This window comes from Litchfieldella anticariensis FP35 = DSM 16096 (assembly GCF_000409775.1).
GTDB lineage: Bacteria > Pseudomonadota > Gammaproteobacteria > Pseudomonadales > Halomonadaceae > Litchfieldella > Litchfieldella anticariensis.
The window spans coordinates 1,225,727-1,252,118 of record NZ_KE332377.1 but is presented as its reverse complement, the minus strand read 5'-3'; the positions used below and the strand labels follow the sequence as shown (position 1 = coordinate 1,252,118).

The 26,392-nt window shown below is 58.1% G+C and carries 24 protein-coding genes; 16 read left to right on the top strand and 8 right to left on the bottom strand.

Going from position 1 to position 26,392, the window contains the following annotated elements:
* Nucleotides 1–24: 24 nt before the first annotated feature.
* Nucleotides 25–1,929 carry a protein-disulfide reductase DsbD gene (gene dsbD / locus L861_RS05845; RefSeq protein ID WP_035567896.1) on the bottom strand — a complete coding sequence of 635 codons (1,905 nt, stop codon included), beginning with the start codon at nt 1,927–1,929 and terminating at the stop codon, nt 25–27.
* 164 nt (nt 1,930–2,093) lie between these two features.
* Here dsbD and L861_RS05840 point away from each other — a divergent pair, with 164 nt between their 5' ends.
* A complete protein-coding gene (locus tag L861_RS05840; protein WP_016415646.1) occupies nt 2,094–3,470 on the top strand; it encodes a DUF2333 family protein in 1,377 nt (458 codons plus the stop codon).
* Between the two features lie 76 nt (nt 3,471–3,546).
* Here L861_RS05840 and ppa read toward each other — a convergent pair whose 3' ends face one another.
* A complete protein-coding gene (gene ppa / locus L861_RS05835; protein ID WP_016415645.1) occupies nt 3,547–4,077 on the bottom strand; it encodes an inorganic diphosphatase in 531 nt (176 codons plus the stop codon).
* Between the two features lie 262 nt (nt 4,078–4,339).
* Here ppa and L861_RS05830 point away from each other — a divergent pair, with 262 nt between their 5' ends.
* On the top strand, nt 4,340–5,986 hold the full coding sequence (locus L861_RS05830) for a protein kinase domain-containing protein (RefSeq protein ID WP_371827880.1): 1,647 nt from the start codon (nt 4,340–4,342) through the stop codon (nt 5,984–5,986).
* A gap of 151 nt (nt 5,987–6,137) precedes the next feature.
* On the opposite strand, the gene L861_RS05825 is transcribed toward L861_RS05830, so the two are convergent.
* Nucleotides 6,138–7,397, bottom strand: a complete 1,260-nt coding sequence (locus L861_RS05825) for a 6-phosphofructokinase (RefSeq protein WP_016415643.1) — start codon at nt 7,395–7,397, stop codon at nt 6,138–6,140.
* Between the two features lie 380 nt (nt 7,398–7,777).
* On the opposite strand from L861_RS05825, the gene mpl reads away from it, so the two are divergent.
* The 3 genes from mpl to L861_RS05810 are packed head-to-tail and all read left to right on the top strand — an operon-like array spanning nt 7,778 to nt 10,402.
* Nucleotides 7,778–9,163 carry a UDP-N-acetylmuramate:L-alanyl-gamma-D-glutamyl-meso-diaminopimelate ligase gene (mpl, locus tag L861_RS05820; RefSeq protein ID WP_016415642.1) on the top strand — a complete coding sequence of 462 codons (1,386 nt, stop codon included), beginning with the start codon at nt 7,778–7,780 and terminating at the stop codon, nt 9,161–9,163.
* A complete protein-coding gene (locus tag L861_RS05815; protein WP_016415641.1) occupies nt 9,150–9,782 on the top strand; it encodes a flavin prenyltransferase UbiX in 633 nt (210 codons plus the stop codon). The genes mpl and L861_RS05815 overlap by 14 nt, the downstream gene beginning before the upstream one ends.
* Complete coding sequence (locus L861_RS05810) at nt 9,779–10,402, top strand: LysE family translocator (RefSeq protein WP_016415640.1); 624 nt, start codon at nt 9,779–9,781, stop codon at nt 10,400–10,402. The genes L861_RS05815 and L861_RS05810 overlap by 4 nt, the downstream gene beginning before the upstream one ends.
* On the opposite strand, the gene L861_RS05805 is transcribed toward L861_RS05810, so the two are convergent.
* Genes L861_RS05805 through L861_RS23535 form a run of 3 tightly spaced genes read right to left on the bottom strand, consistent with a single transcriptional unit; the run spans nt 10,399 to nt 13,608 of the window.
* Nucleotides 10,399–11,805: a bifunctional DedA family/phosphatase PAP2 family protein gene (locus L861_RS05805; RefSeq protein WP_016415639.1), complete on the bottom strand. Its 1,407-nt coding sequence runs from the start codon at nt 11,803–11,805 to the stop codon at nt 10,399–10,401. The genes L861_RS05810 and L861_RS05805 overlap by 4 nt on opposite strands.
* Nucleotides 11,802–12,743: a diguanylate cyclase domain-containing protein gene (locus L861_RS05800; protein ID WP_016415638.1), complete on the bottom strand. Its 942-nt coding sequence runs from the start codon at nt 12,741–12,743 to the stop codon at nt 11,802–11,804. The genes L861_RS05805 and L861_RS05800 overlap by 4 nt, the downstream gene beginning before the upstream one ends.
* Nucleotides 12,736–13,608, bottom strand: a complete 873-nt coding sequence (locus L861_RS23535; RefSeq protein ID WP_016415637.1) for a hypothetical protein — start codon at nt 13,606–13,608, stop codon at nt 12,736–12,738. Before L861_RS23535 ends, L861_RS05800 begins: the two co-directional genes overlap by 8 nt.
* An 85-nt stretch (nt 13,609–13,693) precedes the next feature.
* Between L861_RS23535 and L861_RS05790 the strand changes: the two genes are divergently transcribed.
* The 11 genes from L861_RS05790 (at nt 13,694) to lipB (ending at nt 24,144) form a co-directional block, all read left to right on the top strand.
* The gene (locus L861_RS05790; RefSeq protein WP_016415636.1) at nt 13,694–15,004 is read left to right on the top strand and encodes a glutamate-5-semialdehyde dehydrogenase; all 1,311 of its coding nucleotides are present in this window, start codon (nt 13,694–13,696) and stop codon (nt 15,002–15,004) included.
* A 40-nt stretch (nt 15,005–15,044) separates the two neighbouring features.
* The gene (nadD, locus tag L861_RS05785; protein ID WP_016415635.1) at nt 15,045–15,668 is read left to right on the top strand and encodes a nicotinate-nucleotide adenylyltransferase; all 624 of its coding nucleotides are present in this window, start codon (nt 15,045–15,047) and stop codon (nt 15,666–15,668) included.
* Nucleotides 15,669–15,783: 115 nt separating this feature from the next.
* Nucleotides 15,784–16,149 (top strand): ribosome silencing factor, encoded by a 366-nt coding sequence (gene rsfS / locus L861_RS05780; protein WP_016415634.1) that lies wholly within the window; start codon nt 15,784–15,786, stop codon nt 16,147–16,149.
* Nucleotides 16,146–16,613 (top strand): 23S rRNA (pseudouridine(1915)-N(3))-methyltransferase RlmH, encoded by a 468-nt coding sequence (rlmH, locus tag L861_RS05775; RefSeq protein ID WP_027947740.1) that lies wholly within the window; start codon nt 16,146–16,148, stop codon nt 16,611–16,613. Before rsfS ends, rlmH begins: the two co-directional genes overlap by 4 nt.
* Nucleotides 16,614–16,663: 50 nt before the next feature.
* The gene (gene mrdA / locus L861_RS05770; protein ID WP_016415632.1) at nt 16,664–18,550 is read left to right on the top strand and encodes a penicillin-binding protein 2; all 1,887 of its coding nucleotides are present in this window, start codon (nt 16,664–16,666) and stop codon (nt 18,548–18,550) included.
* 2 nt (nt 18,551–18,552) lie between these two features.
* Nucleotides 18,553–19,713 (top strand): rod shape-determining protein RodA, encoded by a 1,161-nt coding sequence (rodA, locus tag L861_RS05765; protein WP_016415631.1) that lies wholly within the window; start codon nt 18,553–18,555, stop codon nt 19,711–19,713.
* A 37-nt stretch (nt 19,714–19,750) separates the two neighbouring features.
* Nucleotides 19,751–20,782: a lytic murein transglycosylase B gene (gene mltB, locus L861_RS05760; protein WP_035567890.1), complete on the top strand. Its 1,032-nt coding sequence runs from the start codon at nt 19,751–19,753 to the stop codon at nt 20,780–20,782.
* Complete coding sequence (locus L861_RS05755; protein WP_027947739.1) at nt 20,779–21,777, top strand: septal ring lytic transglycosylase RlpA family protein; 999 nt, start codon at nt 20,779–20,781, stop codon at nt 21,775–21,777. Before mltB ends, L861_RS05755 begins: the two co-directional genes overlap by 4 nt.
* Nucleotides 21,778–21,842: 65 nt before the next feature.
* The gene (locus L861_RS05750; protein ID WP_021029112.1) at nt 21,843–23,057 is read left to right on the top strand and encodes a D-alanyl-D-alanine carboxypeptidase family protein; all 1,215 of its coding nucleotides are present in this window, start codon (nt 21,843–21,845) and stop codon (nt 23,055–23,057) included.
* 118 nt (nt 23,058–23,175) lie between these two features.
* A complete protein-coding gene (locus tag L861_RS05745) occupies nt 23,176–23,439 on the top strand; it encodes an HP0495 family protein (protein WP_016415627.1) in 264 nt (87 codons plus the stop codon).
* Complete coding sequence (gene lipB / locus L861_RS05740; protein ID WP_016415626.1) at nt 23,440–24,144, top strand: lipoyl(octanoyl) transferase LipB; 705 nt, start codon at nt 23,440–23,442, stop codon at nt 24,142–24,144. It abuts the gene before it with no gap.
* A 1-nt stretch (nt 24,145) separates the two neighbouring features.
* Here lipB and lipA read toward each other — a convergent pair whose 3' ends face one another.
* Both lipA and L861_RS05730 read right to left on the bottom strand, forming a co-directional pair.
* Nucleotides 24,146–25,198 carry a lipoyl synthase gene (lipA, locus tag L861_RS05735; RefSeq protein WP_016415625.1) on the bottom strand — a complete coding sequence of 351 codons (1,053 nt, stop codon included), beginning with the start codon at nt 25,196–25,198 and terminating at the stop codon, nt 24,146–24,148.
* Nucleotides 25,199–25,286: 88 nt separating this feature from the next.
* Nucleotides 25,287–26,282 carry a LysR family transcriptional regulator gene (locus L861_RS05730; protein WP_016415624.1) on the bottom strand — a complete coding sequence of 332 codons (996 nt, stop codon included), beginning with the start codon at nt 26,280–26,282 and terminating at the stop codon, nt 25,287–25,289.
* Between the last annotated feature and the right edge of the window lie 110 nt (nt 26,283–26,392).

Genomic DNA, 26,392 nt, shown 5'->3' with positions numbered 1-26,392 from the left:
GCATAAGCGATCGCTCACTGACCTTCAAGATATCGAAGGCTGGTCGAAGGTGGGGCGGCTAGAAAGCCATTGCAGCAACTGCTCGAGGTGATTGGCGAAGCTCTCACGATCCACTTCGCCTTGGATGCGGGCGGCACGGATTTCTTCGCCGTCCGCAAAGAACAGCAGGCTGGGAGGACCGAACAAATTGAAGTGCTTGAGCAGTGCCTGACTGTCGGCGTTGGTATCGGTGACGTCGACCTGGATGCGAGTAAAGGCTGACAGCAGTTCCGCAACCTGGGGGCTAGGATAGACTGTACGCTCCAGTTGTTTGCAGGAGATGCACCAGTCGGCGGTGACATCGACGAATACCGGGCGCCCCTGGGCTGCCGCACGGAATAACTCAGCCTTCAGTGCATCCAGCCGGGTCACGGTAATTTCCGGGGCATTGGCCGGAGTCGAGGCTTGAAGGATCTCGCTGCCCAGAGGGGCCAGAGGGCGTAGGGGGTCATGTGCGCCACGAGCGGCACCGATGATCAGCGCGATACCCCAGACCAGTAGCAGCACTCCAGCGCCTTGGCGCAGCCGTGGCCAGCCTTGGTGAGTGTTGAGCTGAAGTGCACCGAGTGCCATGGCAGTGCCGATGGCCAGTGCGGCCCATAACAACAGTGTCAGAGGCGCGGGTAACAAACGCTCGATCAGCCAGATCGCCACACCCAGCAACAAGATACCGAAGGCACTCTTGACACCATTCATCCAAGCGCCGGTGCGTGGCATCAATGTGGTACCGAAGGTGCCGACCAATATCAGTGGCACGCCCATGCCCAATGCCAATGCCAGTAGCGCGAGCCCACCCATGAGGGCATTGCCGGTAGTGGACAGGAAGACCAGAGCGCCGGCCAGCGGTGCCGAAACGCAGGGCGAAACCACCAACACGGAAAGCGCCCCGGCCAATGCCAGCCCTCCTGGACCGCTACGCTGGGCTCGCGCCTGCCACGCGTCGACACGGGTGGCCATTGCCGGCGACAGGCGTAAGTTGAAGACGCCGAACATTGCCAATGCAAAGACAACGAACAGCAAGCTAAAGGTGATGAGCACCGGTGCCGATTGCAGGTGTGCTTGCAGGTTCAGGCCAGCACCAAACAGCCCCATCAAAACCCCTGCCAGTGCATAGGTGGCGGCCATGCCGGCGACATAGCTAATCGAGAGACCAAAAGCGCGAGGTCGACTCGGATTCTGACCGACGATGAGGGACGATAGAATCGGGATCATCGGCAATACGCAGGGCGTGAAGGTCAATCCCAGGCCGGCAAGAAAGAACAAGCCGAGAACCCACATGGGGCTGGCATCAAGCAGCAGCGCGCTAAAGCGGCCATCTTGGCTTTGCAGGCTAGGGGCGGCTGTGTTTGCCGTGCTCGATGGGGGGGATGTCGCCTGTCCGCTCTCGGCGTCTGCTTGCGGGTCGGGCATCCAGCCGGCGAAAGCGGCTGGCGCTGAACCGGGCAGGGCGTCAAGCGTGATGCGTTCCGGCGGGTAGCATAATCCGGCATCAGCGCAACCCTGGAACGTCAGGGCGAAGGGAAGCGCACCATCGGGGTTGCCTTCGAAAGGTACTTCGAATACGACCCTATCGTAGAAGACATAGACATCACCGAGAAATTCATCACTCTTGAATTCCCCGGGGGGCAATATCGGCTCACCGAGCGTAGTGTCGTTACTTAGGCTTTCAACGTTGAAACGGTGACGGTAAAGGTAATAATCCTCGGCATTTTCAAAACCGACATACAAGGTATCGTCGTCGTGCCAGGCACTGGCCTGGAAGGCTTCCAGTACCGGCAGGAACTCGCCCTTGTCCGAGCTGCTGGAAAACCATTGAGCCTGGGACGCAGCCGGTACCAGCATCAACAGGCAGTACAGAAGAATGGATAACCGATGTTTCAACGCCAAGATCCTATACCTGATCGATGACAATGTGCCTACCGCGTAACCGCCAGCCATTCAGTCCCAACGGTCCAGGGTTACCGTGCGTGCTAGGATAACGCAATTGTTGTCGTTTTTGTCGCGGCAGTACTGAAAGCCTTTCAATGTCTCTATCTCGCTCAAGGATGTCGACCATGTCAATCTTCGGCAAACGCAAGGCCGCAAATCCCAAGCGCAGCACGGAGGTGCTCGAGCGCCCGGAGTATGGCTGGATCTGGAAGCCACTATTGGTGTTGATAGTGCTCTACCTGATAGTAACGATTGCTCTGGGTATCTGGTGGAGCCGACCACCGGCGACCTTCGATGTGGAACAGACCGTGGTCAATCAGCGTAGCCAAGCCAGCGACGTGGCCGCTCAGGAATCGACCTCTCCACGCTCGCGCGGCGTGGTGATAGTGGCGTCGCTGATGACAGCCGTAGAAACCCTGCTCGAAAAGCCGGGGGGCTATCTGCGCAACGATGTGATGCCGCCAGGGTTATGGCTCGATAACATGCCTAATTGGGAACTTGGTGTATTGCGCCAGGCACGGGATTTGGCCCAGACCCTACCTGAGCTGAGTTCCGCTCAGCAAGGTGCATTCGAAGAAGCCTATACGCGACTATCCGCCAGTAGCGATAATTGGTTGTACCCCTCTACCGAGCATCGTCTTGAGCAGGCACTAGATGTCTTGGATAGCTACCTGAAAGAGGCTTCGGCATCAGGTGAGACTGAGTTTTCCGCTAATGGTGATGGCATTGTTCGCTGGTTGGAACGGGTCGAGCAACGCCTCAATTCATTGACTCACCGACTCTCGGCCAGCGTCGAAGAGCGTGAAGCTCTGCGTGATTTGGTGGATGTCGATGATGATGAACTTCCCGCGCATGTGCCGTGGTACAAGGTGGACGATACCTTTTTTGAGGCTCGCGGGGCTGGTTGGGCGCTGATTCATCTGCTTGAAGCGATGGAGCGTGACTTCAGCGATGTGATCGGAGCTGCTGGAGTGAATGATGGCTGGCAGCGGTTGATTGCCGAATTGAAGCTGACGCAGCGCCAAATCTGGAGTCCGGTGATTCTCAATGGTTCTGGCTTTGGGATCTTTGCCAATCATCCACTGATGATGGCCAATTACATGGCTCGCGCCCGGGATCTAGCGGCTGACCTGGCAACTCGGCTGGAAGGGGTGAAAGTCGAGAGAGATGAAGGCGCTCCAGCGCAGATGCAACAGTCACCGCTTGAACAAAAGGCACCTTCCCCACAAGACGCCCCCTCCCAGCAAGAGATGCCAACTGAGGAAGAAGCGTCAGCGCAGCAAGAGGGAACCTCAGAGCAAGAGGCATCAGCGCAGCAAGAGAGAACCCCCGAACAAGAGGCGCCGGTCGAGGGCGAGGCGGCCTCCGAGAGCGATGCATCGGGAGAGACGACCACGGGTGGAGCGCCTTCCGAGCAACAGAAATCCACTGAAGAGGAAAAAGCGCCGGCGCAGACATCCCCGGCTGCTGAGAGCGAAAATTCGTCAGGAGCCGAGCACTGAAAGCGGGCACTGCTTAATGGGAAACGACGACGGGCGCCATGGGCGCCCGTCACATTGGCAAATATTCGAATCTCTATCAGGCTTTGCCGTAAGCGGCGACGGCTTTTTCAACAGCCTTGCGAGCCGCATCGGCGCCTTCCCAGGATTCGACCTTGACCCATTTGCCTTTCTCGAGATCCTTATAGTTCTCGAAGAAGTGAGCGATTTGCTGGCGCAACAGTTCGGGAAGGTCGGTGACTTCCTGGACATCGTCGTACAGGGCGGAGAGTTTCTGATGGGGAACGCAGACCAGCTTGGCGTCTTCTCCGGCTTCATCGGTCATGTTGAGTATGCCGACCGGGCGGGCACGAATTACGCTGCCGGCTTGTACAGGATAGGGAGTGACGACCAGGGCATCTAGAGGGTCGCCGTCATCGGCCAGTGTGTTGGGAATGAAACCGTAGTTGGCCGGGTAGAACATCGGCGTGGCCATGAAACGATCGACGACGAGCGCGTCCATGTCCTTGTCGATCTCGTACTTGATCGGCGCATGGTTGGCAGGGATCTCGATCGCGACGTAGACGTCGTGGGGGAGGTCCTTGCCAGCGGGGATCTTGTTGAAACTCATTATGCAGTCCTTGAAATGAACGGATAGGGCCTGGAATCCGCCAAATTATACGAATAGCCCTGCCCGATTACCAATGCGACGAAAGCCATTGCAGGATGTGGCCCCTCTTTGTTGACGAGTCGTTGCCGCATTAGGGGTGTATGATGGAAGGTTGCAACGGACAGGTCATCGGTCAAGGAGAGCTGCGTTGGTGGAATCAGAGTTGTCGCTGAGTGTTGGTCAGGCTTTTGTCGCTCCAGAGCGTCGGCGACACCGTAGTTCAATGTCGGTACGCATTCCCGACGGGCCGCTGCTGCGGGTCAAGGGGGCCAGTGCCGTGATCAGTGATTCCACCTCTCGTAACGCCATTGCCAAGCAAGCGGGCGATATCAGCGTGCGGGGCTTTCTTGCCGACTATTTCTCGACCCCCGATCACTGGGACGTCAAGATGTCGGCGACCCGGGTGTTGCGCGCGCTGAATGGGTGGTGTCACAGCCAAAGTGACCACATACGGGAAGGAAGCTATATGTCGTCGTTGTCGGCGATGGTTTTCCTGGGTCGCGAAGCGCATCTCTTCCACATGGGCGACACTCTGGTCTTCCGTTTGCGTGGTGCCGAGTTCGAACAGCTCTCTCGTGATCATGTCACCGACTTGGGTGGGTACCGTTATCCTTCTCGCGCGTTGGGCTTGGATGTCAGTATCGACATCGACTACATGAGCATGCCGCTCAAGCAGGGAGATATTTTCCTGTTCACCACCCAGGCGGTGCGCGGCACCCTGATGCCGTCCGATTACGTTCAGTTGATCCGTCAGGATGCCAGCGATCTCAATGCTGCCTGTGAACGTCTTGCCAGTACGGCTCAAGCACGTGCGCAGGAACGTGGTTATGGTGGGGAGCAGTTTTGTTTTCAACTCGTGCGGATCGACCAGCTTCCCGAGGAAGAGTCGGATCAGCCGGGCAAGTTGTACGGAGATCTGCCGGTGCCGCCTGAGTTATCGCCGGGAGATCGTCTCGATGGATTGGAAGTGCAGGAAGTGCTGTCTCGTACCGCCCAGTCTCGGGTTTATCGGGTGCGCGACATGTACAGCGAGCGCGAAATGGTGATGAAGGCGCCAAGCCCTGAACTGTCCAGTCGCAATGCCTACCTGGAGCACTTTCTGTTGCAGCAGTGGGTGGTAGAGCGCGTCAATTCTCCATTCGTGGCCAAGGTGATGGAGTCTTCGCGTCCACGGCGTCACCTCTATTATCTGATGGGCTATGTGGAAGGTGAACGGCTCTCCGATTGGGCGCGCCGTCATCCCCAGGCAAGCCTGGCGCAACGTCTCGATATCGCTCGTCAATTGGGTAAGGCGGTGCAGGCGCTACATCGTCGCGATCTGTTACATCAGCAGATTCATCCTGACAACATCCTGATCGACAGCCATGGTCAAGTGGTACTGGCTGATTTTAGCGCTTGCCGGTTGCGCGAGGGTGATGGCCACAAGCGTTCCCGCGAGTTGGCACGTCAATTGGGGCTGACCGAGCACAGTGCGCCTGAATATGCCTTGGATGACGATGTTGGCCGCCGTAGCGATCAGTATGCCTTGGCGTCCACCGTCTACTGGCTGTTGACCGGTCAACTACCTTATGACTTGCCGCCGCATCAGCTTCGAAGTCATACCGACCTCGAGAAACTTGTCTATCACAGTGCACGGACTCTCAACCCCGAGGTCAGCGTGGCGCTCGATGACGCTCTACGTCGTGCCTTGGATCCGCAACGGGCGCTGCGTTTCCGCCGTCTCTCGGAATTTCTCTATGCGCTACGTGACCCCCAGGGGCAGGTGCGCTCGCACAATAACCCCCGCCTGTTGCGCGAACCGGCCAATTTCTGGCAAGGCGTGGCGGGGGTGTTACTGCTGCTGCTCGTATTGTCGTGGTTGCTGCGGTGAGAGTACCAGTAACGAGCTGCGGGCTGTGAGCTACGAGCAGTTTGTGTAAGGCTCAGAGCCAACGACAATCCTGCCTTTGTGTAAGGCTCAGAGCCACGAAGCCCGAAGCCCGAAGCCCGAAGCCCGAAGCCCGAAGCCCGAAGCCCGAAGCTCAGAGCTTGAATTCGGGCAGCTTCCGCTCGACTTTGGCCAGTTTGAGTGTGGCTACTCGGGGTAAACCGTCTTCGAACGGCGGAAAATCCTCGCCCTGAATCAATGGCTGCAGATAACGGCGACAGGCCGGCGTGATGCCAAAGCCATCCTCGCGAATGAAGTTACGAGGCATGAATTTCTCGCGATTAGCGACTTCTGCCAGTGGTGCGGCATCGATGCGCCATTCGTAAGGAGCGTCGCTGAGGCGCTTGATGGTTGGCATCATGGCATTCTTGCCTTCCAGTGCCAGCTCCACGGCCTTCTTGCCGACGGCGTAGGCTTGGTCAACGTCGGTCTTCGACGCCAGGTGACGTGCGGCCCGCTGCAGATAGTCGGCAACTGCCCAATGATACTTGTAGCCCAGGTCTTGCTTGATCATGCCGGCAAGTGTCGGGGCTACGCCACCCAGCTGGCGGTGTCCGAAGGCATCGGTGTTACCGGAGTCGGCCAGGAAAGTACCGTCGGGGTAGCGGGCTCCTTCGGAGACCACGATCACACAATAGCCATATTTTTTGACCGCCTCCTCGACCCGCGTCATCACAGCCTGGCGGTTGAAGTCGACTTCAGGAAAAATCACCAGGTGGGGCGGCTCGCCTTCACCTTCGCCGGCCAGGGCTCCGGCAGCGGCGATCCAGCCAGCGTGGCGGCCCATTACTTCAAGCACGAACACCTTGGTCGAGGTCGCACACATTGAGGCGATGTCCAGTGATGCCTCGAGAGTGGAAGTGGCGATATATTTGGCAACGCTGCCGAAGCCCGGCGAGTTGTCGGTGATCGGCAGGTCATTGTCCACGGTCTTGGGCACATGAATAGCGGTCAGCGGGTACCCCATTTTCTCGGACAATTGCGAGACTTTGAGACAGGTGTCGGCACTGTCTCCACCGCCATTGTAGAAGAAGTAGCGGATGTCGTGGGCTTTGAACACCTCGATGAGACGCTCGTACTGGGTGCGATGTGTCTCGATGTCCTTGAGCTTGTAGCGGCAGGAGCCAAAGGCACCGCCGGGGGTGTGGCGCAGGGCAGCGATGGTCTCGTCGGTTTCCTGGGAGACATCGATCAGATCTTCGGTCAAGGCGCCGATGATGCCATTGTGGCCGGCATATACCTTGCCGATACGATCGGATTCTCGCCGACACGCCTCGATCACGCCGCAGGCGCTGGCGTTGATCACGGCGGTGACACCACCGGACTGGGCATAGAACGCATTGTGCTGGGCCATGGGGATGCTTCGCTCCTGGGAGTCTAGTGAAGAAGCTCTGAATGGGTGCCTGTACGAACTTGGCGTTCCTGGCAAGTCGCTGCGTTGTGCGGTGCTGGAACGCGGACCGATCGAAAACCCGACCTGTCACGCCATGCCTCGCTTTCTGTGTTCCGTGTGCCTGGCACTTTTTACGCCGCTCGCCGATTCATTCAGCGCTTCCTGAGGGCTTTACGAGAAAATCGCTCGATATGTTAGCCGAAAGTGGACATCGACGCATCCGCCAGACGCTTATCAATGCTGGTGGTAGTGTTTCATCACCCCTCTTATGGTGAGTCTGCAGGCGGCATGCTAGTCTCGCTGCCATCTTGGCAGGAAGCTGGTTTGGCAGGAGTTCGTCGATGCACATCCATATCCTCGGAATTTGCGGCACCTTCATGGGTAGCCTGGCGTTGCTGGCCCGTGAGCAGGGCCATCGCGTCAGTGGCTCGGACGCCAATGTCTACCCGCCTATGAGCACTCAGCTGAGGGAAGTCGGTATCGAGTTGCTCGAAGGGTATGACGCAGCGAATCTCGTGCCGCGTCCGGATCTCGTGGTGATTGGTAATGCACTTTCCCGAGGTAACCCGGAAGTCGAAGCTGTACTCGATGCGCGGCTGCCGTATGTCTCCGGTCCGCAATGGCTGGCCGAGCATGTGTTACCCGGCCGTCGAGTCATTGCCGTCGCTGGTACCCATGGCAAGACCACCACGGCCAGCTTGGTGGCGTGGCTGCTGGAGAGCTCAGGTCATGAGCCAGGCTTTCTGATCGGCGGGGTGCCACGGAATTTTGGGGTGTCGTCACGCCTGGGTGGCGAGGGCTCACCCTTTGTGGTGGAAGCCGACGAATACGATACTGCTTTCTTCGATAAGCGCTCCAAGTTCGTGCACTACCGCCCTGATATCGCGATCCTGGGCAATCTGGAGTTCGATCACGCGGATATCTTCCCCGACCTGGAGGCGATCGAGCGTCAGTTCCATCATTTGGTACGCACCGTACCGGGGAGCGGTGAGTTGTTGGTCGCTGATGGAGAGCCGGCACTCGACCGAGTGTTGGAACAGGGCTGCTGGACGCCGGTGAGCCGCTTCGGTAACGCCGAGGATAGCTCGTGGCGGCTAGTGCTGGAACGTAGCGACGCCAGTCGCTTCCAGGTGATTCATGAAACGGCAGAGATCAGTGAGGATGCTATCGTCGATTGGTCGCTCAGCGGTGAGTACAACGCTCGCAATGCGTTGGCCGCGTTGGCGGCGGCTCATAGCTGTGGTGTCGACCTGGCTCGGGGCTGTGCAGCGTTGTCGCGTTTCGAAACCCCGCGGCGACGCCAGGAAGTGCGTGGCGAGGTGGCCGGTGTCCAGGTCATCGATGACTTCGCCCATCATCCTACGGCAATTGCCGCAACATTGCGGGGGTTGCGTGCAGCAACACCAAAGGGGCGGTTGTTGGCGGTGATCGAGCCGCGTTCCAATACCATGCGTTTGGGCACCCTGCGTGGCCGATTGGCCGAGAGCGTGGCCGAAGCAGATATCGTCTGGTGGTATCGGCCGCCCGAGCTTGGTTGGTCGCTGGCCGGTGTCATCGAGCAAAGTCCGATACCCAGCCATGTAATGGGGGGGCTGGATGACCTGGTTACCGCCGTGGTGCATGAAGCCAGGCCATTGGACCGGATCGTGGTGATGTCCAACGGCGGATTCGGTGGTATTCATGAAAAGCTGCTGACAGCACTGAGGGTGGCTCATGATGGCGGCTAGAAAAACTGACTTCGAACCGCCGGTCACTGTCGCTCTCACAGGAGCGTCCGGTGCTCAGTATGGCCTACGTTTGATCGACCGCCTGGTGGCGGCGAACCATGAAGTTTGGGTCATGATCTCCAAGGCAGCGCATTTGGTAATCGATACCGAGACCGAAACTCGCCTGCCGGCTCAGCCTCGGCGCCTGACCGAAGCGCTCATCGAGCGCTGTGGAGCGCATGCAGGCCAGGTTCGCTGCTTTGCCCGCGAAGACTGGATGGCCCCTGTGGCCTCCGGATCGGGAGCGCCATCATCGATGGTGATTTGTCCATGCTCCACAGGAACGCTGTCGGCGGTGGCAACAGGTGCCAGTAACAACTTGATCGAACGTGCCGCTGACGTGGCGCTCAAAGAGCGGCGTCAATTGATCTTGGTTCCTCGCGAGGCACCGCTTTCGGCAATTCATCTCGAGCACATGCTGGCGCTTACGCGTATGGGGGCGGTGATACTGCCCGCGGCGCCGGGCTTCTACCACAAGCCTCAGTCCATCGACGATATGATCGACTTCATCGTTGCTCGCATCCTCAACCAGTTGGGAGTGAAACACGCTTTGTTGCCGCGCTGGGGAGAGTCGGAGTGATCAAGCTGTCGCTGTTGTCGGTATTCGTGCCGACATTCTTTCTTGTCTCGTTGACCCCAGGTATGTGCATGACACTGGCAATGGTGTTGGGCATGACGCAGGGCGTGAGACGTACCTTGTGGATGATGATCGGTGAACTGGTCGGTGTCGGGCTGGTGGCTGCTGCCGCTGGCGCCGGGGTGGCGACGCTGATGCTGCGCCACCCGGAATTGTTCTCTGTTTTCAAGTGGGTGGGGGGAGCTTATCTGGGGTATTTGGGGGTGATGATGTGGCGCTCTCGAGGTCGCATGGCGATTCCCTTGGAAACCCTCGATACCCCTAAGGCGTCTCGCAGGCAATTGGCATTGCAGGGTTTTGTCACAGCGGTGGCTAATCCTAAAGGGTGGGCATTCTTTGTCGCTCTGTTGCCGCCATTTCTCGATGCCTCACTGCCGCTGGCATCACAGTTGCTGGCGCTGGTAGGGGTGATTCTGCTGATCGAATTCCTGTGCCTGCTGCTTTATGCGGGCGGTGGGCGCACCGCACGGCAGCTGCTGGGTGAAAGCACTCATGTGCGGTTGCTCAACCGTATCGCCGGGTCGCTGATGGTGGGGGTCGGTGCCTGGCTGGCCTTTGGTTAAATAGGAGGCAACCAGGCCAAGCGTGCGGCCAATAGCACCAGCGAGGCAATGGTCAACCATCCCCAGGGGGCAGGCCGCAGTGGCCGGTGAGCGAAGCGGTGATAACTGACGCGTGTTAGGGCGCAGGTAACCAAGCCTAGCAGGGCGCCACCGATCAGATCGCTGACCCAATGAACGCCAATCACCAAGCGTGACAAGGCCATGGGAATACACAGGGCGATGGCTAGCCAGTAGGCCCAGAAGCGCCGCTGAGCTGGCAATTCCTGGGCAATGAAAGCAGCCGCCAGACCATAAACCACTACGGCAGTAGAGGCATGAGCACTAGGATAGGCCATGGAGCCGGACAAATAATCTGGGAAGTCTGGTCTCTCGCGGGCGGCCAACTGCTTGAACAGGGTATTGGCTATGGCAATTCCCACTAGAGCCGCGCTCACGTGGGCGAAGGCCGAGATATGCCGTGCCCACAACAGCCACACTACCCAAGGTAACGCCAGAGCTATTACTCCATAGCTATCGCCCGCCCGTGCCAATGCTTGGCTGAGGGCCACTAGCGTGGGCCAGTCGAAACTGGCGAATAACGCATGGATCTGTCGATCCATGCCCAGTGGTCCATCGGCTTCCAACACTACCAGCGTCCACAAGCATAGTGCGGCCAGACTCAGGATCAGCAGGCACAGTGACGCCAGCGGGAATTCGCTGCGTGGGCGTCGGGCGCGTAGCGACATCCAGGCGCGTCGACGCCAGCGCCCCCCACGTGCCAAGTGTGCCATGACTCGGTAGAGGCGGCCTTCTCGAGCGAGCTGGTGCCGCAGCCAGGAAAAGCTCACAGCCAACACCAGGACGATAGCACCAAAAACCACCAGTCCTAGCTCCAGCCCGGGCGGTACGTCGAGAAGCTGCTGCCAAGTGCGCCCCAGCAGAAAGCCAGGGAGCACATAGGCTGGAGCCCAGAGTAGGGACGAGCCCACACTCGCCCAACCAAAGGTCAACGGTGACATGTGCAGCATGCCGGCAATCATCGGTACGATAGGGCGAACCGGCCCGACGAAGCGTGCGAATATCACTGATAGCATGCCGTACTGCTGAAAGAAACGGGCGCCGCGGGCAAGCCATTCAGGGTGGCGATCGAAGGGCCAAAGGCGTGGAATCCGTTCGCGCTGGGTATAGCCCAGTGTGAAGCTCAAGCTGTCGCCGATCACGGCGCCCAGAAAGGCTGCCAGCAACACCGCAAACGTGGATATGTCTTGGTGGCCTGCCATTGAGGCAGCAGCTGTCATCAGGATGACTCCGGGTATCACCAAGCCTAGCAGGGCCAGGCATTCGACCAAGGCGATCACGGCGATGAGCAATAACAGCAGCTGTGGAGATGGTGTGAGTTGGAATAGCCAGTCGGCCAGGTTCAATGCGTTGACTCCATCAAAGCCTGTCCTTTGATCTGCAGGCGTTGTTCGAAAGTGGTCCAGGTTTCGCTGGGATGCGGCGAACAAACCGCGATACGCGAAGCGATGGCGCCTGTCTCGGCCAGAACCGTGGCATCCAAAGCGCTAATCAAACGATTTCTGACCATGAGGGCACCGGTTTCCCCGGTGTCGGGCAGCAGAAGCCAGAACAGCGAAGTCTGTGCGCGACCAAGGCTATCATGGGCACGGCAAGTGTGGTGTGCGACGCTGCAGAATCGTTGCAGCAATTCAAGACGCAAGCGTGCGCCGAACTGTTCGTGAGCCATTTCCAGTTGCGGCAAATGGATCGCCAGTACGCTAAGTCGACGTTGCAGCAATGTGGCGCGAGCGAATTCACTATCGAGCAGTTCATGGATGGCGGAGGCATTCAAAGCCTGGCACTCGGAATCCATGGGGTCCGTGGCTTCGAGCAGGGCCTGTTGCCGGCGCTGCTCCAGTGGCGCGAGTGCTCCCAATATGATGATCGCCAAGTAGGTGAAGGCCATGTCGTAAGTTACTTGGCCATCCACCGGCAATACCAACCATAGCGGTGCCAGTAGCAAGTTGAGTAGCAAGGCCGAACTCGGTGGTAGCAGCAGCAATGCCAACAAGGGGGGCAAGCCGATCCACAGTATGATGGCCTCTGATGTCTGGTCGAGCTCGACGGCGAGCAACAAGAAACTACTGATCAGTACCAGATAGGCGGATGGCCTCTGGTAACGGGGATCGGTCAAGTGCAACAGAGTGGCCCCCAATAACAACAGAGCCAGTACGGCAGGCAATAATATCCTCAGGAAATCTCCCATCAGATAGTGCCAAGCGGCATTGCCGACCATCAGCAACACGCCCATGACATAGATCAGTGCAAACAGGCGCGAGGGCCAAGGCTTTTCGTCATGCATGGGAAGGGACCTTCTCGATGATGACCAGATCTCGACTCTGCTTGGCTAGAGCCTCGCATTCGGCATCCAATGTCAGTGGACATGCCAGCGATATGACGCGAGTGCGTCGAGGGCCATGCAGCGAGGCCAGCAGAGCATCGCGACGCTGTCGGGCGTGGTCGATATCACGGCTGGTGAGCAAGGTGGCCAGCGTTCTCCCATCCACCCGATAGCAGTGCTCGAAGGGCTGGAGCTGGCGGCTCAAAGCCTGTGCGAGAGACCAGCAATAACGATGTTGAGTCCGTAGCAATACCAATTCGGTATGAGTCGCTTCGCGATCGCTACGGGCACTTTCGCGAGGCAAATCCTCGAGCAGTTGGGAGGCCGTCCATAGGCGTGTTCCGGGCATTAGACGAACCCGCTCGCTGATTCCTTGCCATAGCGGACGGTAATACAGTGACCTTATCAGGCCAAGCAGCATCAACGCCGCCAGGATCAAAGCGCTTGACATGCTTTGTTCGGTACTCAAATAAGCCTGGACCCGCCACCAGCTCAGGGTGGCTAGCAGGATGTTGAACGTCACCAGCCACCAGGGCTGTGGTAATATCAGCAGGATAGCGAAAGCCCAAAGCCAGCAGGCGAACTGAAGCGGGGAAAGCCATAACAAGCTGGCCAGCAACAGTGTCGGCACTAGTTGCCAGGGTGTATGCGTGGGCCAGCGCTGACTGAGTTCGTGTAGAGTGGCCGTTCCGATCAACCATAACGCGCCCAACCACAGCAGCGCTTGTACTGCTTCTTGGGTGGCCCGCAGTGCCAACAGCGCTAGAACGCCAGCGCCGAACAGCAGAGTTAGCCGGAACGAGCGGGTTTTGTACTTGCTATCCATGGTGACTTACTATAGTTCCTTCTATTTTATTTCTTTACCACGCTCGCCATCGAACGTGGTGCCCTGCTAGGAGACACTCTACGGCATGTCACGTCACGCACCTGTAAACGATGATAACGTCAAAGACGTTGCTGTGAGCACTGATATCGTTGCCTACATGACATCGCTAGGGCGGTCGGCACGGGCGGCGGGGGCCGTGATGCGCGGCCAGGACACCGCGGCCAAGAACGCGGCATTGATGGCCATGGCACGCCATTTGGAAGCCGCTCGCTCTGAACTGATCGACGCCAATGCCCAGGATCTGGCCAGGGGGCGCGAGACGGGGCTCGACGCCGCGTTGCTGGATCGATTGGCGCTGAACGATACTCGTATCGATGGCATGATCGAGGGGCTGCATCAGGTGGCCGCTCTGCCCGATCCCGTCGGCGAAATCGACGGTCTGCACTCACGTCCCAGCGGGATTCAGGTCGGTCAAATGCGGGTTCCGCTGGGTGTGATCGGCATCATCTACGAGTCGCGTCCTAATGTCACGATCGAGGCTGCCAGCCTATGCCTCAAAGCGGGTAATGCTTGTATCCTGCGTGGCGGTTCTGAAGCGCGTGAGAGCAATGCTGCCATCGCGGCCTGTATTGACGCTGGCTTGCGCGAGGCAGGCTTACCCGCTGCTGCCGTGCAGGTGGTGGCGACTACCGATCGGGCAGCTGTAGGGCAATTGATCTCCATGCCTGAATATGTCGATGTCATCATTCCTCGAGGTGGCAAGTCCCTGATCGAGCGCATTTCGCGCGAAGCCCGTGTGCCGGTGATAAAGCATCTGGATGGTGTCTGCCATGTCTATGTCGATGCGTCGGCCGATCTCGACAAGGCTGTCGCCATTGCCGTCAACGCCAAGACGCATCGTTATGGTACCTGTAATACCATGGAGACCTTGCTGGTGGATGCGCCTGTCGCTGCCGAGTTACTGCCACGCTTGGCTTCATTCTATGCCGAGCACGGAGTCGAGTTGCGTGGCTGTGAACGCACCCAGGCGATCCTGAAAGGCATCGCTGCGGCCAATGAGGAAGACTGGGCGACGGAGTACCTGGCCCCAGTGTTAGCCATCCGTGTGGTGGATGGTATCGAGGAGGCCATGGCACACATCGATCGCTATGGTTCGCATCACACCGATGCCATCGTAACCGAGAATTATGGCCTCGCTCGGCGTTTTCTGGCTGAAGTGGACTCAAGCTCGGTAATGGTCAACGCCTCGACTCGCTTCGCTGATGGTTTCGAGTATGGTTTGGGGGCGGAAATCGGCATTTCCACCGACAAGTTGCATGCGCGAGGCCCAGTGGGGTTGGAAGGCTTGACGACTCGCAAGTACGTGGTGCTTGGCGACGGACATGTGCGTGTCTGATCGTCAACGGTCAAGTGAAGGTGCGGTGCCTCGTGTGGCCATGCTGGGTGGAACCTTCGATCCGGTGCATTTGGGACACCTGCGCAGTGCGGTGGAGTTGCACGAGGCGTTGGCGCTCGACCGGGTGCATCTGATACCCGCCAATATGCCGCCGCATCGAGAAGACCCAGGGGTTTCCAGTGAACAGCGCCTGACGATGCTCAAGGTTGGTATCGGTGATACACCGGGGTTGGTAGCCGATGACAGGGAGTTGCGCCGCGACGGTCCTTCCTACTCTTCCGATACGCTGGCCTCCTTGCGCGAAGTGTTCGGTACGCAGGCAAGAATCGTCATGGCGATTGGGCACGACGCCTTTCTCAAGCTGGATTCCTGGCACCAGCCCGAGCGACTCTTCGAATTGGCCCATGTGGTGGTCATAGAGCGCCCCGATCATCAGGATTCCTTACCAGCGGCACTGAGGTCACTCATCGAGAAGCGAGAAGTCGCTACGCCCCAAGCACTTTTTACAGCACCTGCAGGAGGCTTGCTGCGGCTCTCGCTACCCAGTCGCATGGCCATTTCCGCCACCGACATTCGCCATCGACTCGCTAGTGGGCGTAGCGTGCGCTATTTGCTTCCCGATGCGGTCGAACGGCATATCCAGACTCATGGGCTCTACCGCTAAGGCTGTCGCTGCCAAGTGTGGTGGCAGGGCAACATGTTTTCTTTATTTTGGCGCTGTCGAGCTGGGTACAAAGGAGTAGAATAATAAAGGAAGCGTTCCATTACGAAGAGGGGCTATGCACATCGACGCACTCAAGACCTTGGCGGTGGACGCCCTGGAAGAGCTCAAGGGGCAGGACATCGTCACCCTGGATGTGACCAACCTGACTAGCGTAACCGACCTGATGCTGGTGGCCAGCGGCACCTCCTCCCGCCATGTTTCGGCGCTGGCCAATAATCTGATCGAAAAAGTCAAGGAACAAGGGCTGCAACCCTTGGGCGTGGAAGGTCGTGCCGGTGCCGAGTGGGTACTGGTCGACCTCGGTGACCTGGTGGTGCATGTCATGGTGCCGGAAACCCGTCGCTTGTATGACTTGGAGCGTCTGTGGTCCGATCTGCCCAGCGATACAGAAGAAGAGGTTCGTGGTGGGGGATGGGCGTGAAGCTCAAACTGCTAGCGGTGGGTACACGGATGCCTGACTGGGTCGAGCAAGGCGTAGAGGAGTATCGTAAGCGCCTGCCACGTGACTTGGCCCTCGAGATTCATGAAATTCCTCCCGGTGCACGGGGCAAGAATGCCGATGTGGCCAGAGCCGTGGCTCTAGAAGGGGAGCGCATGCGTGAGCGCTTGCGCGGTAATGAACATATCGTTGCCCTGGAAGTCGGTGGCCAGCCCTGGAGCACCGAACGCCTTGCCACCGAGGTGGATCATTGGCGCTTGGAGGGACGCGACGTGGCGTTGCTGGTAGGTGGGCCCGAAGGGTTGGAGGCTAATCTTTCGGCGAATGCTGACCAGCGTTGGTCGCTTTCTTCGTTGACACTGCCGCACCCTCTTGTGCGAATCCTGGTTGCTGAGCAGCTCTATCGCGCCTGGACGCTGTTGGTAGGACATCCTTATCATCGCTGATTGTTTTCACTTTGCTTTGCCGATATCGATGACCAACCCGAGCCTCGTCCATGCATAATCCCCGCCCAGCGTTGAAGAACACGCAACAGGAAGTGCGTATCTTCCGTATCCGCTCGCTGTTGGCATTTCTTATCGTCATGTTGCTGACCAGTCTACTGATCAGTCGCTTGGTGTATCTGCAGGTGGTGCGACATGAGGTATATATCACCCGCTCGGAAGATAATCGGGTTCGTGTCGAGCCCTTGCCGCCGACTCGGGGGTTGATCTTCGATCGCAACGGCCAATTGCTGGCCGAGAATCGTCCAACCTACAACCTGACGTTGGTACGTGAGCGTGTTGATGATCTCGAAGAGACGCTGGCGCTATTAGTGGATTTGCTGGACTTACCCGAGGAAGAGGTCGAAGCCTTCCGTCAGCGTTCGCGTCAACGTCAACGTCCTTTTCAGCCAGCGCTGTTGATGAGCGATCTGAGTGAGGAGCAGATCGCTCGATTGGCAGTCAATCGCCACCGTCTTCCGGGGGTGGAAGTGGAAGCGCAGCTACTACGCTATTACCCGGATGCTGAAATCATGTCTCATGCCTTGGGTTTCGTGGGACGGATCAATGCCGAGGAATTGAAGGAACTGGATGTTGGCAATTACGCCGGGACCCATTTCATCGGCAAGACCGGTGTCGAGCGTTTCTACGAGGATGAACTGCACGGTCAGGCTGGGTTGAGGAAAGTGGAGACTAATGCACGTGGTCGTGTATTGCGTGAGTTGGGGCGTACCGATCCGGTACCCGGTCAGGATCTCACCTTGACTCTCGACAAGGACTTGCAGGCATTGGGCCACCAGTTGCTGGAGGGGCGACGTGGCTCTATCGTCGCCATCGAGCCAGGAAGCGGGGAGATACTTGCCATGGTGTCGTCCCCAGGCTTTGACAGTAATCGTTTCGTTACCGGTATCGATTCGGCTTCCTATCAGGCCTTGCAGGAAGACATCGATTTGCCGTTGTTCAATCGTGCCATCCGAGGCCAGTATCCTCCGGGGTCGACGGTCAAACCTTTTCTGGCTTTGGCTGGGCTTGCCGAGGGTGTGATCACACCGGAAGAGACCATTTACGATCCCGGATACTATCAGTTGCCAAATGACTCACGACGTTATCGCAACTGGTTGCGTTGGGGGCACGGCCGGGTCGATTTGGAGCGTGCACTCGCTGTCTCCAACAACACCTATTTCTATACCTTGGCCCATGACTTGGGTATCGATCGGCTCTCCGAGCGAATGCATACCTTCGGGTTCGGTGAGCGCAATGCGTATGATGTGTTCGGTGAAAGTACGGCCCTGATGCCGGACCGCGATTGGAAACGAGCACGTTTCAATCAACCTTGGTATCCGGGCGAAACCCTTTCGGTTGGTATCGGTCAGGGCTACTGGATGGTGACTCCTTTGCAACTCGCTACGGCAACTTCCATCCTGGCCAATCGTGGAGAATGGGTGAAACCGAGAATCGCCAAGCGCATCGGCGATCAAGAGCTCGCAGTCGATTTGCCCGACACCAAGGAGGATATCGTTCTCGAAAACGACGCATGGTGGGATCGAGTCTTTTCCGGAATGGAGAAAGTCATCTCGGGTAGTGAAGGAACGGCGCGTCGTACCGGTGTCGGCCTCAAGTATCGTATGGGGGGGAAGTCAGGAACCGCCCAAGTATTCTCGTTGGGCCAGGACCAGAAATATAACGCGGAAGAGTTGGCCGAACGCTTGCGCGACCACGCTCTGTTCATCGCTTTTGCTCCCATCGAGGACCCACAGATCGCTGTCGCGGTGATTGTCGAGAATGCTGGTGGAGGGAGTACCCACGCGGCACACTTGGCACGCGCCATGACCGATGCTTGGCTACTCGAGCCGGAAGAAAACGGTCGTAATGTGGATGCGTTGCTGGAGGCCGAGGACTAAGTATGGCTCTCATCGATTTGGCCAGGGGGATGCGCGGTTATCCAGTTCGTCCACCGCAAAGCGGTATGGTTAGGCGCCGTAGCCTGTGGTCGCGGATACACTTGGATCCATGGCTGTTGTTGTTGTTGTTGATGTTGCTCGGGGCTGGTTTGCTGGTGCTCTACAGTGCCAGTGGCCAACGCATTGAGGTCGTGATTGCCCAGGCATCGCGCTTTGGTGTTGCCCTAATGGCCTTGGTGGTGCTGGCCCAGCTGTCTCCCGTGACGTTGTTGCGTTGGGCTCCGTTGGCTTATGGAGCATCACTTCTGATGTTGGTCGCGGTCGAGGTGATGGGCGATATGGGAATGGGGGCCCAGCGCTGGTTGGTGATTCCTGGCGTGGTGCGCTTCCAGCCTTCGGAGCTGATGAAACTGGCAATGCCAATGATGCTGGCAGCTTACCTGAGTCGCCGTGAATTGCCTCCTCGTTGGCGGGATCTGTTAGTGTGTGCCGCCGTCTTGGCATTGCCGGTACTGCTGATCGCCCGTCAGCCGGATTTGGGGACATCGTTGCTAGTGCTCTGTGCCGCTGTCTTCGTGGTGCTGCTCGCCGGCCTATCCTGGCGGTTCATCGTTTTCCTTTGCGTAGTGGCTGCCGCCGCGCTCCCCTTGCTGTGGATGAACATGCACAATTACCAGCGCCAGCGGGTGCTGACTTTTCTCAACCCCGAAAGTGATCCGTTGGGAGCGGGGTGGAACATCATTCAGTCGACTACCGCTATTGGCAGTGGCGGAATGTTCGGCAAGGGGTGGTTGCAGGGGACGCAGTCTCAACTCGAGTTCTTGCCGGAGCGACACACCGACTTCATCGTCGCTGTATTGGGTGAGGAATTCGGGTTGGCCGGCATGCTGTTGTTTCTGGCTCTTTACCTACTGATTGTCTGTCGTGGATTATGGCTGGCCAATGCTGCCCAGGATACGTTTGGACGGCTATTGGCTGGCAGCATCATCCTGACATTCTTCATCTATGTGTTCGTTAACATCGGCATGGTCAGTGGGATTTTGCCAGTCGTTGGGGTTCCTTTGCCGCTGGTCAGTTATGGTGGTACCTCCAGCGTGACCTTGATGGCCGGTTTCGGTATTCTCATGTCGATTCAGGCCCACCGTCGGCTATTGCCACGCTAGGCTTCACGAATACGCTGATCCAGGGAGAATGATGATCATGAAGGCTTTCCGACCTCATGGAAGAGCGATATGGCTGTTCGTTGCTGGTGCGTGGCTGTCGCTAGCATCAATGGTCTCCTTGGCTGCCATGAGCTTCGATCCTGGCCAGCGTGACGACGTAGCTGCCCTGATAGATGAATTGGAGGCCAAGGGTATCGAGAGGGCTTGGTTGGTCGATGCCATGCAAGACGCTCAATTTCAGCAAGGCGTGCTCGATGCCATGGCTGGCGCCGTCGAACGCCGGTTACGCTGGGATGAGTATCGTGAAATATTTCTGCAGCAAGAGCGTATCGAACGTGGTGTCGCTTTCATCGAAGCGCACCGTGAAGCTTTTGATCGTGTCGAAGCCGAGTATGGTGTGCCGGCGGAAGTCGTAGCTGCCATCATCGGAGTGGAAACCAGTTACGGTCGCTATACCGGACGCCACCGGGTGCTCGATTCCTTGTCGACATTGGCGTTTCACCACCCGAGCCGAGGCGGCTTCTTTCGCGGCGAGTTACTTGCCTTTCTCGAGATTACTCGCGAGCAAGAGGTCGATCCCGGTTCGCTGAAAGGTTCCTATGCCGGTGCCATGGGATATCCGCAGTTCATTCCCACCAGTTACCGTGCCTATGCCGTGGATTTCGATGGCGATGGCAAGCGCGACTTATGGGATAACCCAGTGGATGCCATTGGTAGTGTCGGCAATTACTTCGCCAAGCATGGTTGGCAAACGAATGCCCCGATCTATGGCGAGGCCTTTGGTCCCGATGAGCCACCTGGAGAAGTTGCCTTCAATCAAACAAGGCCTCCCTATGAAACCCTCCTGGGGCTGGCGAAATATGGCGTTCGCCCGAAGCAGGAAGATGACCTCGAAGATGGCCAGCGTGTGATTCCGTTGGCACTCGATCAGGAGGATGGCAGCTATCGCTATCGCTTGGGATATGACAACTTCTACGTGATTACTCGTTACAATCACAGCCATCTTTACGCCATGGCCGTGACCGAGTTGGCCGAGGCAATTCTTGCCGAAAGGGAGGATAGGGCATGAGGGCCTTGACAGGAGGGTTGGTGGTCACGGTGTTGTTGTTGGCTGGTTGTGCCGGCGGAGGAGGAACTCGGTACGATTCGGCATCTTCGGGAGGAGAGAGTGCGACAGCGGCGACATCGTCGTCGACCGGGCGTTATAGCATGGCCAAAGATGCTTATCCCGATCTTCCGCCGGATGTCTCGAACGTGCCTGACGCTGTGCCCCGGGTGGAGCCGCGCGCTCCGAGCGGTAACCGCGAGAGCTACGAAGTATGGGGCAAGACCTACCACGTTTTGGCGGATCCTTCCGGTTATCGCAATCAGGGAGTGGCCTCTTGGTATGGTGAGAAATTCCATGGCTATACCACCGCCAGCGGTGAAATCTACGACATGTACAAGATGACAGCCGCTCATCGTTCGTTACCATTGCCTACCTATGCCCGTGTCAGCAATGTCGATAACGGTCGGTCAGTGATCGTCAAGGTCAACGATCGCGGCCCCTTCCATAGTGATCGAGAGATCGACCTCTCTTATGCGGCGGCGGCGCGCCTGGATATTCTCGGCAACGGTACGGGGAGAGTGCGGGTGGAAGCCATCGACCCGGTCGCCTGGCAGGCCGAGCAGCGCTCCGTGGCATCTCGAGAGCCGGAACGGAGCGCTACCACGACGGCTGTGGCAGCAGAGGCCCACCAAGTAACGAATGAGGTGGCTACGATGCCACGTCAGCCTCCGCCCGTACCGTCGACGGGTGAGACCGCTCCGGCGATGGCTAATGGTCATGAGCCGGGCGAGCACATCTACCTGCAAGTGGCGGCGCTTGGTTCCATGGCCAATGCTCAGGCGCTCAAGGCGCAGTTGCAGGATGAAATATCTCAACCCGTACGGGTGACTAGCGACACCAGCCTGCATCGAGTGCAGGTCGGTCCGCTGACTGACAGCAGGCTACTCGAACCGCTCCGCGACAAGCTGCGGCGGGCGGGGTATGCCCAAGCATTCGTGGTCAATGGAGCGCAATGAGTTTGCCAAAGCCCTTGCATGCCATGCAGTCCACTATCTGATTCCTTTATGTGAGAACCAGTGCCATGAGAGTTGTTGTTCCTTCATTTGCACGTCAATGCCTGCTCACTGTGTCGTTGCTGTGCGTCACCGCGTTCAGTTTGCCGGCCTTGTCACAGTCGGCGACGCCGAGCCCACAGCCGGAGCCAAGTCCACAGACGATGGTTCCATCGCCGCCACAATTGGCGGCCTCTTCCTGGATCCTGATGGATGCCGATAGTGGCGAAGTCCTGGTTGAGCATAACGCCGACGAGCGACTGCCGCCGGCAAGCCTGACCAAGCTGATGACCGCCTACCTTGTCGAGCGTGAGCTGAACCAAGGTAACGTCTCAATGGACGACATGGTCAGCGTTAGCGAGAAAGCGTGGCGGACAGGTGGTTCCAAGATGTTCATCGAGGTGGGTAACCAAGTCCCACTCAAGGATCTGCTCTATGGCATCATCATCCAGTCCGGCAATGATGCCAGTGTGGCTGTGGCCGAACACTTGGCGGGCGGGGAGCGTCCCTTTGCCGATCTGATGAATCAGCATGCGACTCGCCTGGGCATGAATAACACCAATTTCGTCAATGCCACCGGCCTGCCGAATGCCGAGCATTACTCATCGGCAAGGGATCTAGCCTTGCTGTCGCGTCATATCATCAACGACTATCCCGAGCACTACGCCATCTATGCCGAGCGTTATTTTACTTACAATGACATTCGTCAGCCCAACCGCAACCGGCTGCTATGGCGCGACTCCAGCGTCGACGGCCTGAAGACCGGCCATACCGAAGAGGCTGGGTACTGCCTGGTGGCTTCTGCCAAGCGTGATGACATGCGCCTGATCTCTGTGGTTATGGGGACCAGCTCCGAAGAGGCCAGGGTACAGGAAACCCAGAAGCTGATGAGCTATGGATTCCGTTACTACGAGACTCTCAAGCTGTATGACAAGGGAGCGGTGCTCAATACCCCGAGAATCTGGGGTGGGGAAAAGAATGAATTGCGGGTTGGTGTTGGCCAGGAGGTGCGAATGACGGTACCTCGCGGCCGCAGTGATGAGCTGACTGCCCGCCTGAATCTGCGTGAGTCGATCAGTGCGCCGGTACAAGCGGGCGAACGCGTTGGCACGCTTGAGATCCGCTTGGGTGATGAAGCATTAGATGAGTTGCCGCTGGTTGCCCTGGAGGATGTCGAGCAGGGCGGAATCTTCAAGCGTCTTCTCGATGCCATTCGTCAATTCATCAGCGGCCTGTTCGACTGATGGACTCCCGGCCATCGCCACGGCGATGGCCGGTTGTCTCCATGCCCTCGATTTCACTCCTTGGTAGTCGTCCATAGGTTGAGTAAAATACTCAGAAATATTTTTTATCGAGTGTCCCATGACCGAAGCACCCAAGGTCGAATTCCCCTGTGATTACCCTTTGAAGATCGTGGGCGATGCTGCGGACGATTTTCGCGACGTGGTCGTCGATATCGTCGAAACGCACGCTCCCGGTATCGACCGTAATCGCGTCAGCGTCGTCGACAGCCGCAATGGCAAGTTCCAGTCCGTACGTGTGACCATCACCGCTACCGGCCACGCGCAACTCGAAGCGTTGTTCGCTTCGCTCAAGGCCACCGGTCGTGTGCATATGGTGCTGTGAATGGGCATCGTCTCGGCGCTGCCGATCAGAGTGTTCCGACTCGGCCGTCAGTCTTACTTTCCCGTGTGGCAGGCGATGCGTGCCCTTACCGATAGCCGGGATGCTGATACGCAGGACCAGTTCTGGCTGGTAGAGCACGATCCGGTCTTTACCCAAGGGCAGGCGGGCAAGCAGGAGCATTTGTTGATGCCCGGTGACATTCCGGTAGTGCAGACCGATCGCGGTGGCCAGGTCACCTATCACGGGCCTGGACAATTGGTGCTTTATCCATTGCTTGATGTGCGGCGCAGCAAGCTCGGTGTCCGCGACCTGGTTTCGGCGCTGGAGCAAGCGGTGGTCCATGTGCTGGCCGATGAGGGTATCGAATCGCATGCGCGCCCCGACGCACCAGGTGTCTATGTTGGCGAGGCCAAGATCGCTTCGCTGGGATTACGCATCCGTCGTGGAGCCAGCTTTCATGGCGTGGCACTGAACGTGAATGGGGATTTGTCGCCTTTCCAGCGAATCAACCCCTGTGGTTATGCCGGTATGCAGATGACCCGCTTGGCTGATCTTGTCGCCGTGCCGCCATCCCTGGAGGTGGTGTCACGGCTTCTTGTCGAGCACTTGGCCACGTTGCTGCACCGGGATATCGAGATGGCTGGCTATGGTGAATTGCCGATGCCCTGTATTGAACAGGGTATCAGCATGAAGGAATTAGCCTAATCTAACCAACGTTGATGGCGGGGATGATATCCGGGTCGGATGTCTGGCCCGGCACCTCGGCGGGGGCTGCCAAGCCCAGGTTGTTCTTTTCGAATACGCGATCGGCACGGTAACTGGAGCGTACCAGCGGACCGGCGGCCACTTCCATGAAGCCCTTTTCCAAGCCTAGCTGACGATAGCGCTCGAATTCATCGGGTGTGACCCAGCGCTCAACCGGCAGATGGTTCTTGGTCGGACGCAGGTACTGGCCAAGAGTGACGATATCCACGCCGATGGCTCTCAAGTCATCAAAGGTGGCGAGAATCTCCTCGTCGGTTTCCCCTAGCCCCAGCATCAGGCTGGTCTTGGTCAAGGTGTCTGGGCGATAGCGCTTGGCGTGGGCCAGAACGTCAAGAGTCTTGCGGTAGCCGGCGCGTGGATCGCGCACCCGGTGGGTCAACCTTTCCACGGTTTCGACATTCTGCGCGAATACTTCTAGACCAGAATCGACCACTTCTTCTATGGCGGCCTGGTGGCCGTCGAAGTCCGGCGTCAGGGCCTCGACCACCACTTCGGGAGTGCGTGTTTTGATGGCACGAATGCAGGCGGCATAATGAGAGGCACCCCCATCATCCAGGTCGTCTCGATCGACCGATGTCAGGACGATATAGCGCAGCCCCATCAACTCGACCGATTTGGCGGTGTTCTCAGGTTCCTCGGTGTCCAGCCAGCCTTTGGGATTGCCGGTATCCACGGCGCAGAAGCGGCAGGCACGAGTACATACCGAACCCATCAGCATGATAGTGGCGGTGCCGTTACTCCAGCACTCTCCCATGTTAGGGCAGTGCGATTCGGCACAGACGGTACTCAGGCGATGCTCGTTAACGTTACGCTTGACCGCTTCGAAGCGTTCCCCGCCGGCAATTTGGATGCGCAGCCAGGGTGGCTTGCGTCCGGTGGCAGCGCTATCCTCGGCTTGCTTGCGCTGCTTCATGCCGTCCTTGATCGCGGAAACACCGTGCTCGTTGCGGTACTTCTCACCACTGGATATGGACTGCGAGGGTTTGTTGCTCATATCGATTCGAGACTCTCTTCTCGGCGGCTTGTGCTGCCTTGCGGCACGACGTTGCTGTCGTGCAATTTATCACATCAACGCCGTTGCATCAGCCGTCTTGGGTTGTCGAGAGGGGCAGGCAGACCACCCCATGGCCGGGCATGGGTTCCAGTGGCGAGCTGAAGTGGGCATTGAGTTCCGGCAGTAGCTCGCGCACGAAGCGAAGGAACAATTCGGTGACAGGCGAAGGATGGCGATCCTTGGGGTAGACAGTGCACCACGAGCGTCGTAGGGGGAAGCCGGGTAACACCGGCGAAGCTAGCAGCCCTGAGGCTAACTCCAGTTGCACTGCCAGTCGTGGCAGGACGGCGACACCAAGATGCGCCATTACCCCTTGTTTGATGGCTTCGTTAGTGCCTAGCTCGATGGTATGCAGAAGCGATACCCGCTCGCGAGCAGCGAATTCCTCGAACGCGGTACGTGTTCCCGAGCCAGGTTCGCGCATCAGTACGTAGTGTCGTGCGAAGTCTTCCAGTGTGGGAGATTTTGCGGTGAGCAGCGGATGGCCCGGCCATACTACAGGGATCATTTCGTTGTCGAGGATCGGCATGAAAGCAAGATTGGCGTCCTCGGGAACCATTCCCATGATCACCAAGTCGTCCCGGCGTTCGGCAAGACGCTCCAAGGCTTGGCTACGGTTACACACGCGCAAGCGAATCTGCACTTCCGGGTAGCGGGCGCGAAAGCGTGCCAGGATATGAGGCACCACGTACTGTGCGGTGGAGACGGCAGCGAGATTGAGTTCGCCGCGAATGGTGCCGGCTAGTTCGGAGAGCTCCATTTGTAGGCTGGAGACTTGGCCGAAGATCGATTGCACCGAGGCTGCCAGGGCATCGGCAGCGGGTAACACATGCAAGGTCTTGCCAGCGTACTTGAATAGCGGCTGCTCGAGGGCTTGCTCAAGCTGGCGAATCTGGGCGCTGACCGCTGGTTGGGTCAGGCCGAGTTGTTCCGCCGCCCGAGAATAAGATTGCTGGCGGTATACGGCCTGGAAGACCTGAAGCTGACGAAATGTCAGACGATTGAGCAGACTAGGGCGCGACATCCGGGATTCCGCTAGGTATAAGGTCTAACTTATAGGTTGGCAAAAAAATATCAATTTTTCTATTGGTATTTGTCTCGATAAGGTGGAAGTCCTCTCGACAAGGCTGACAA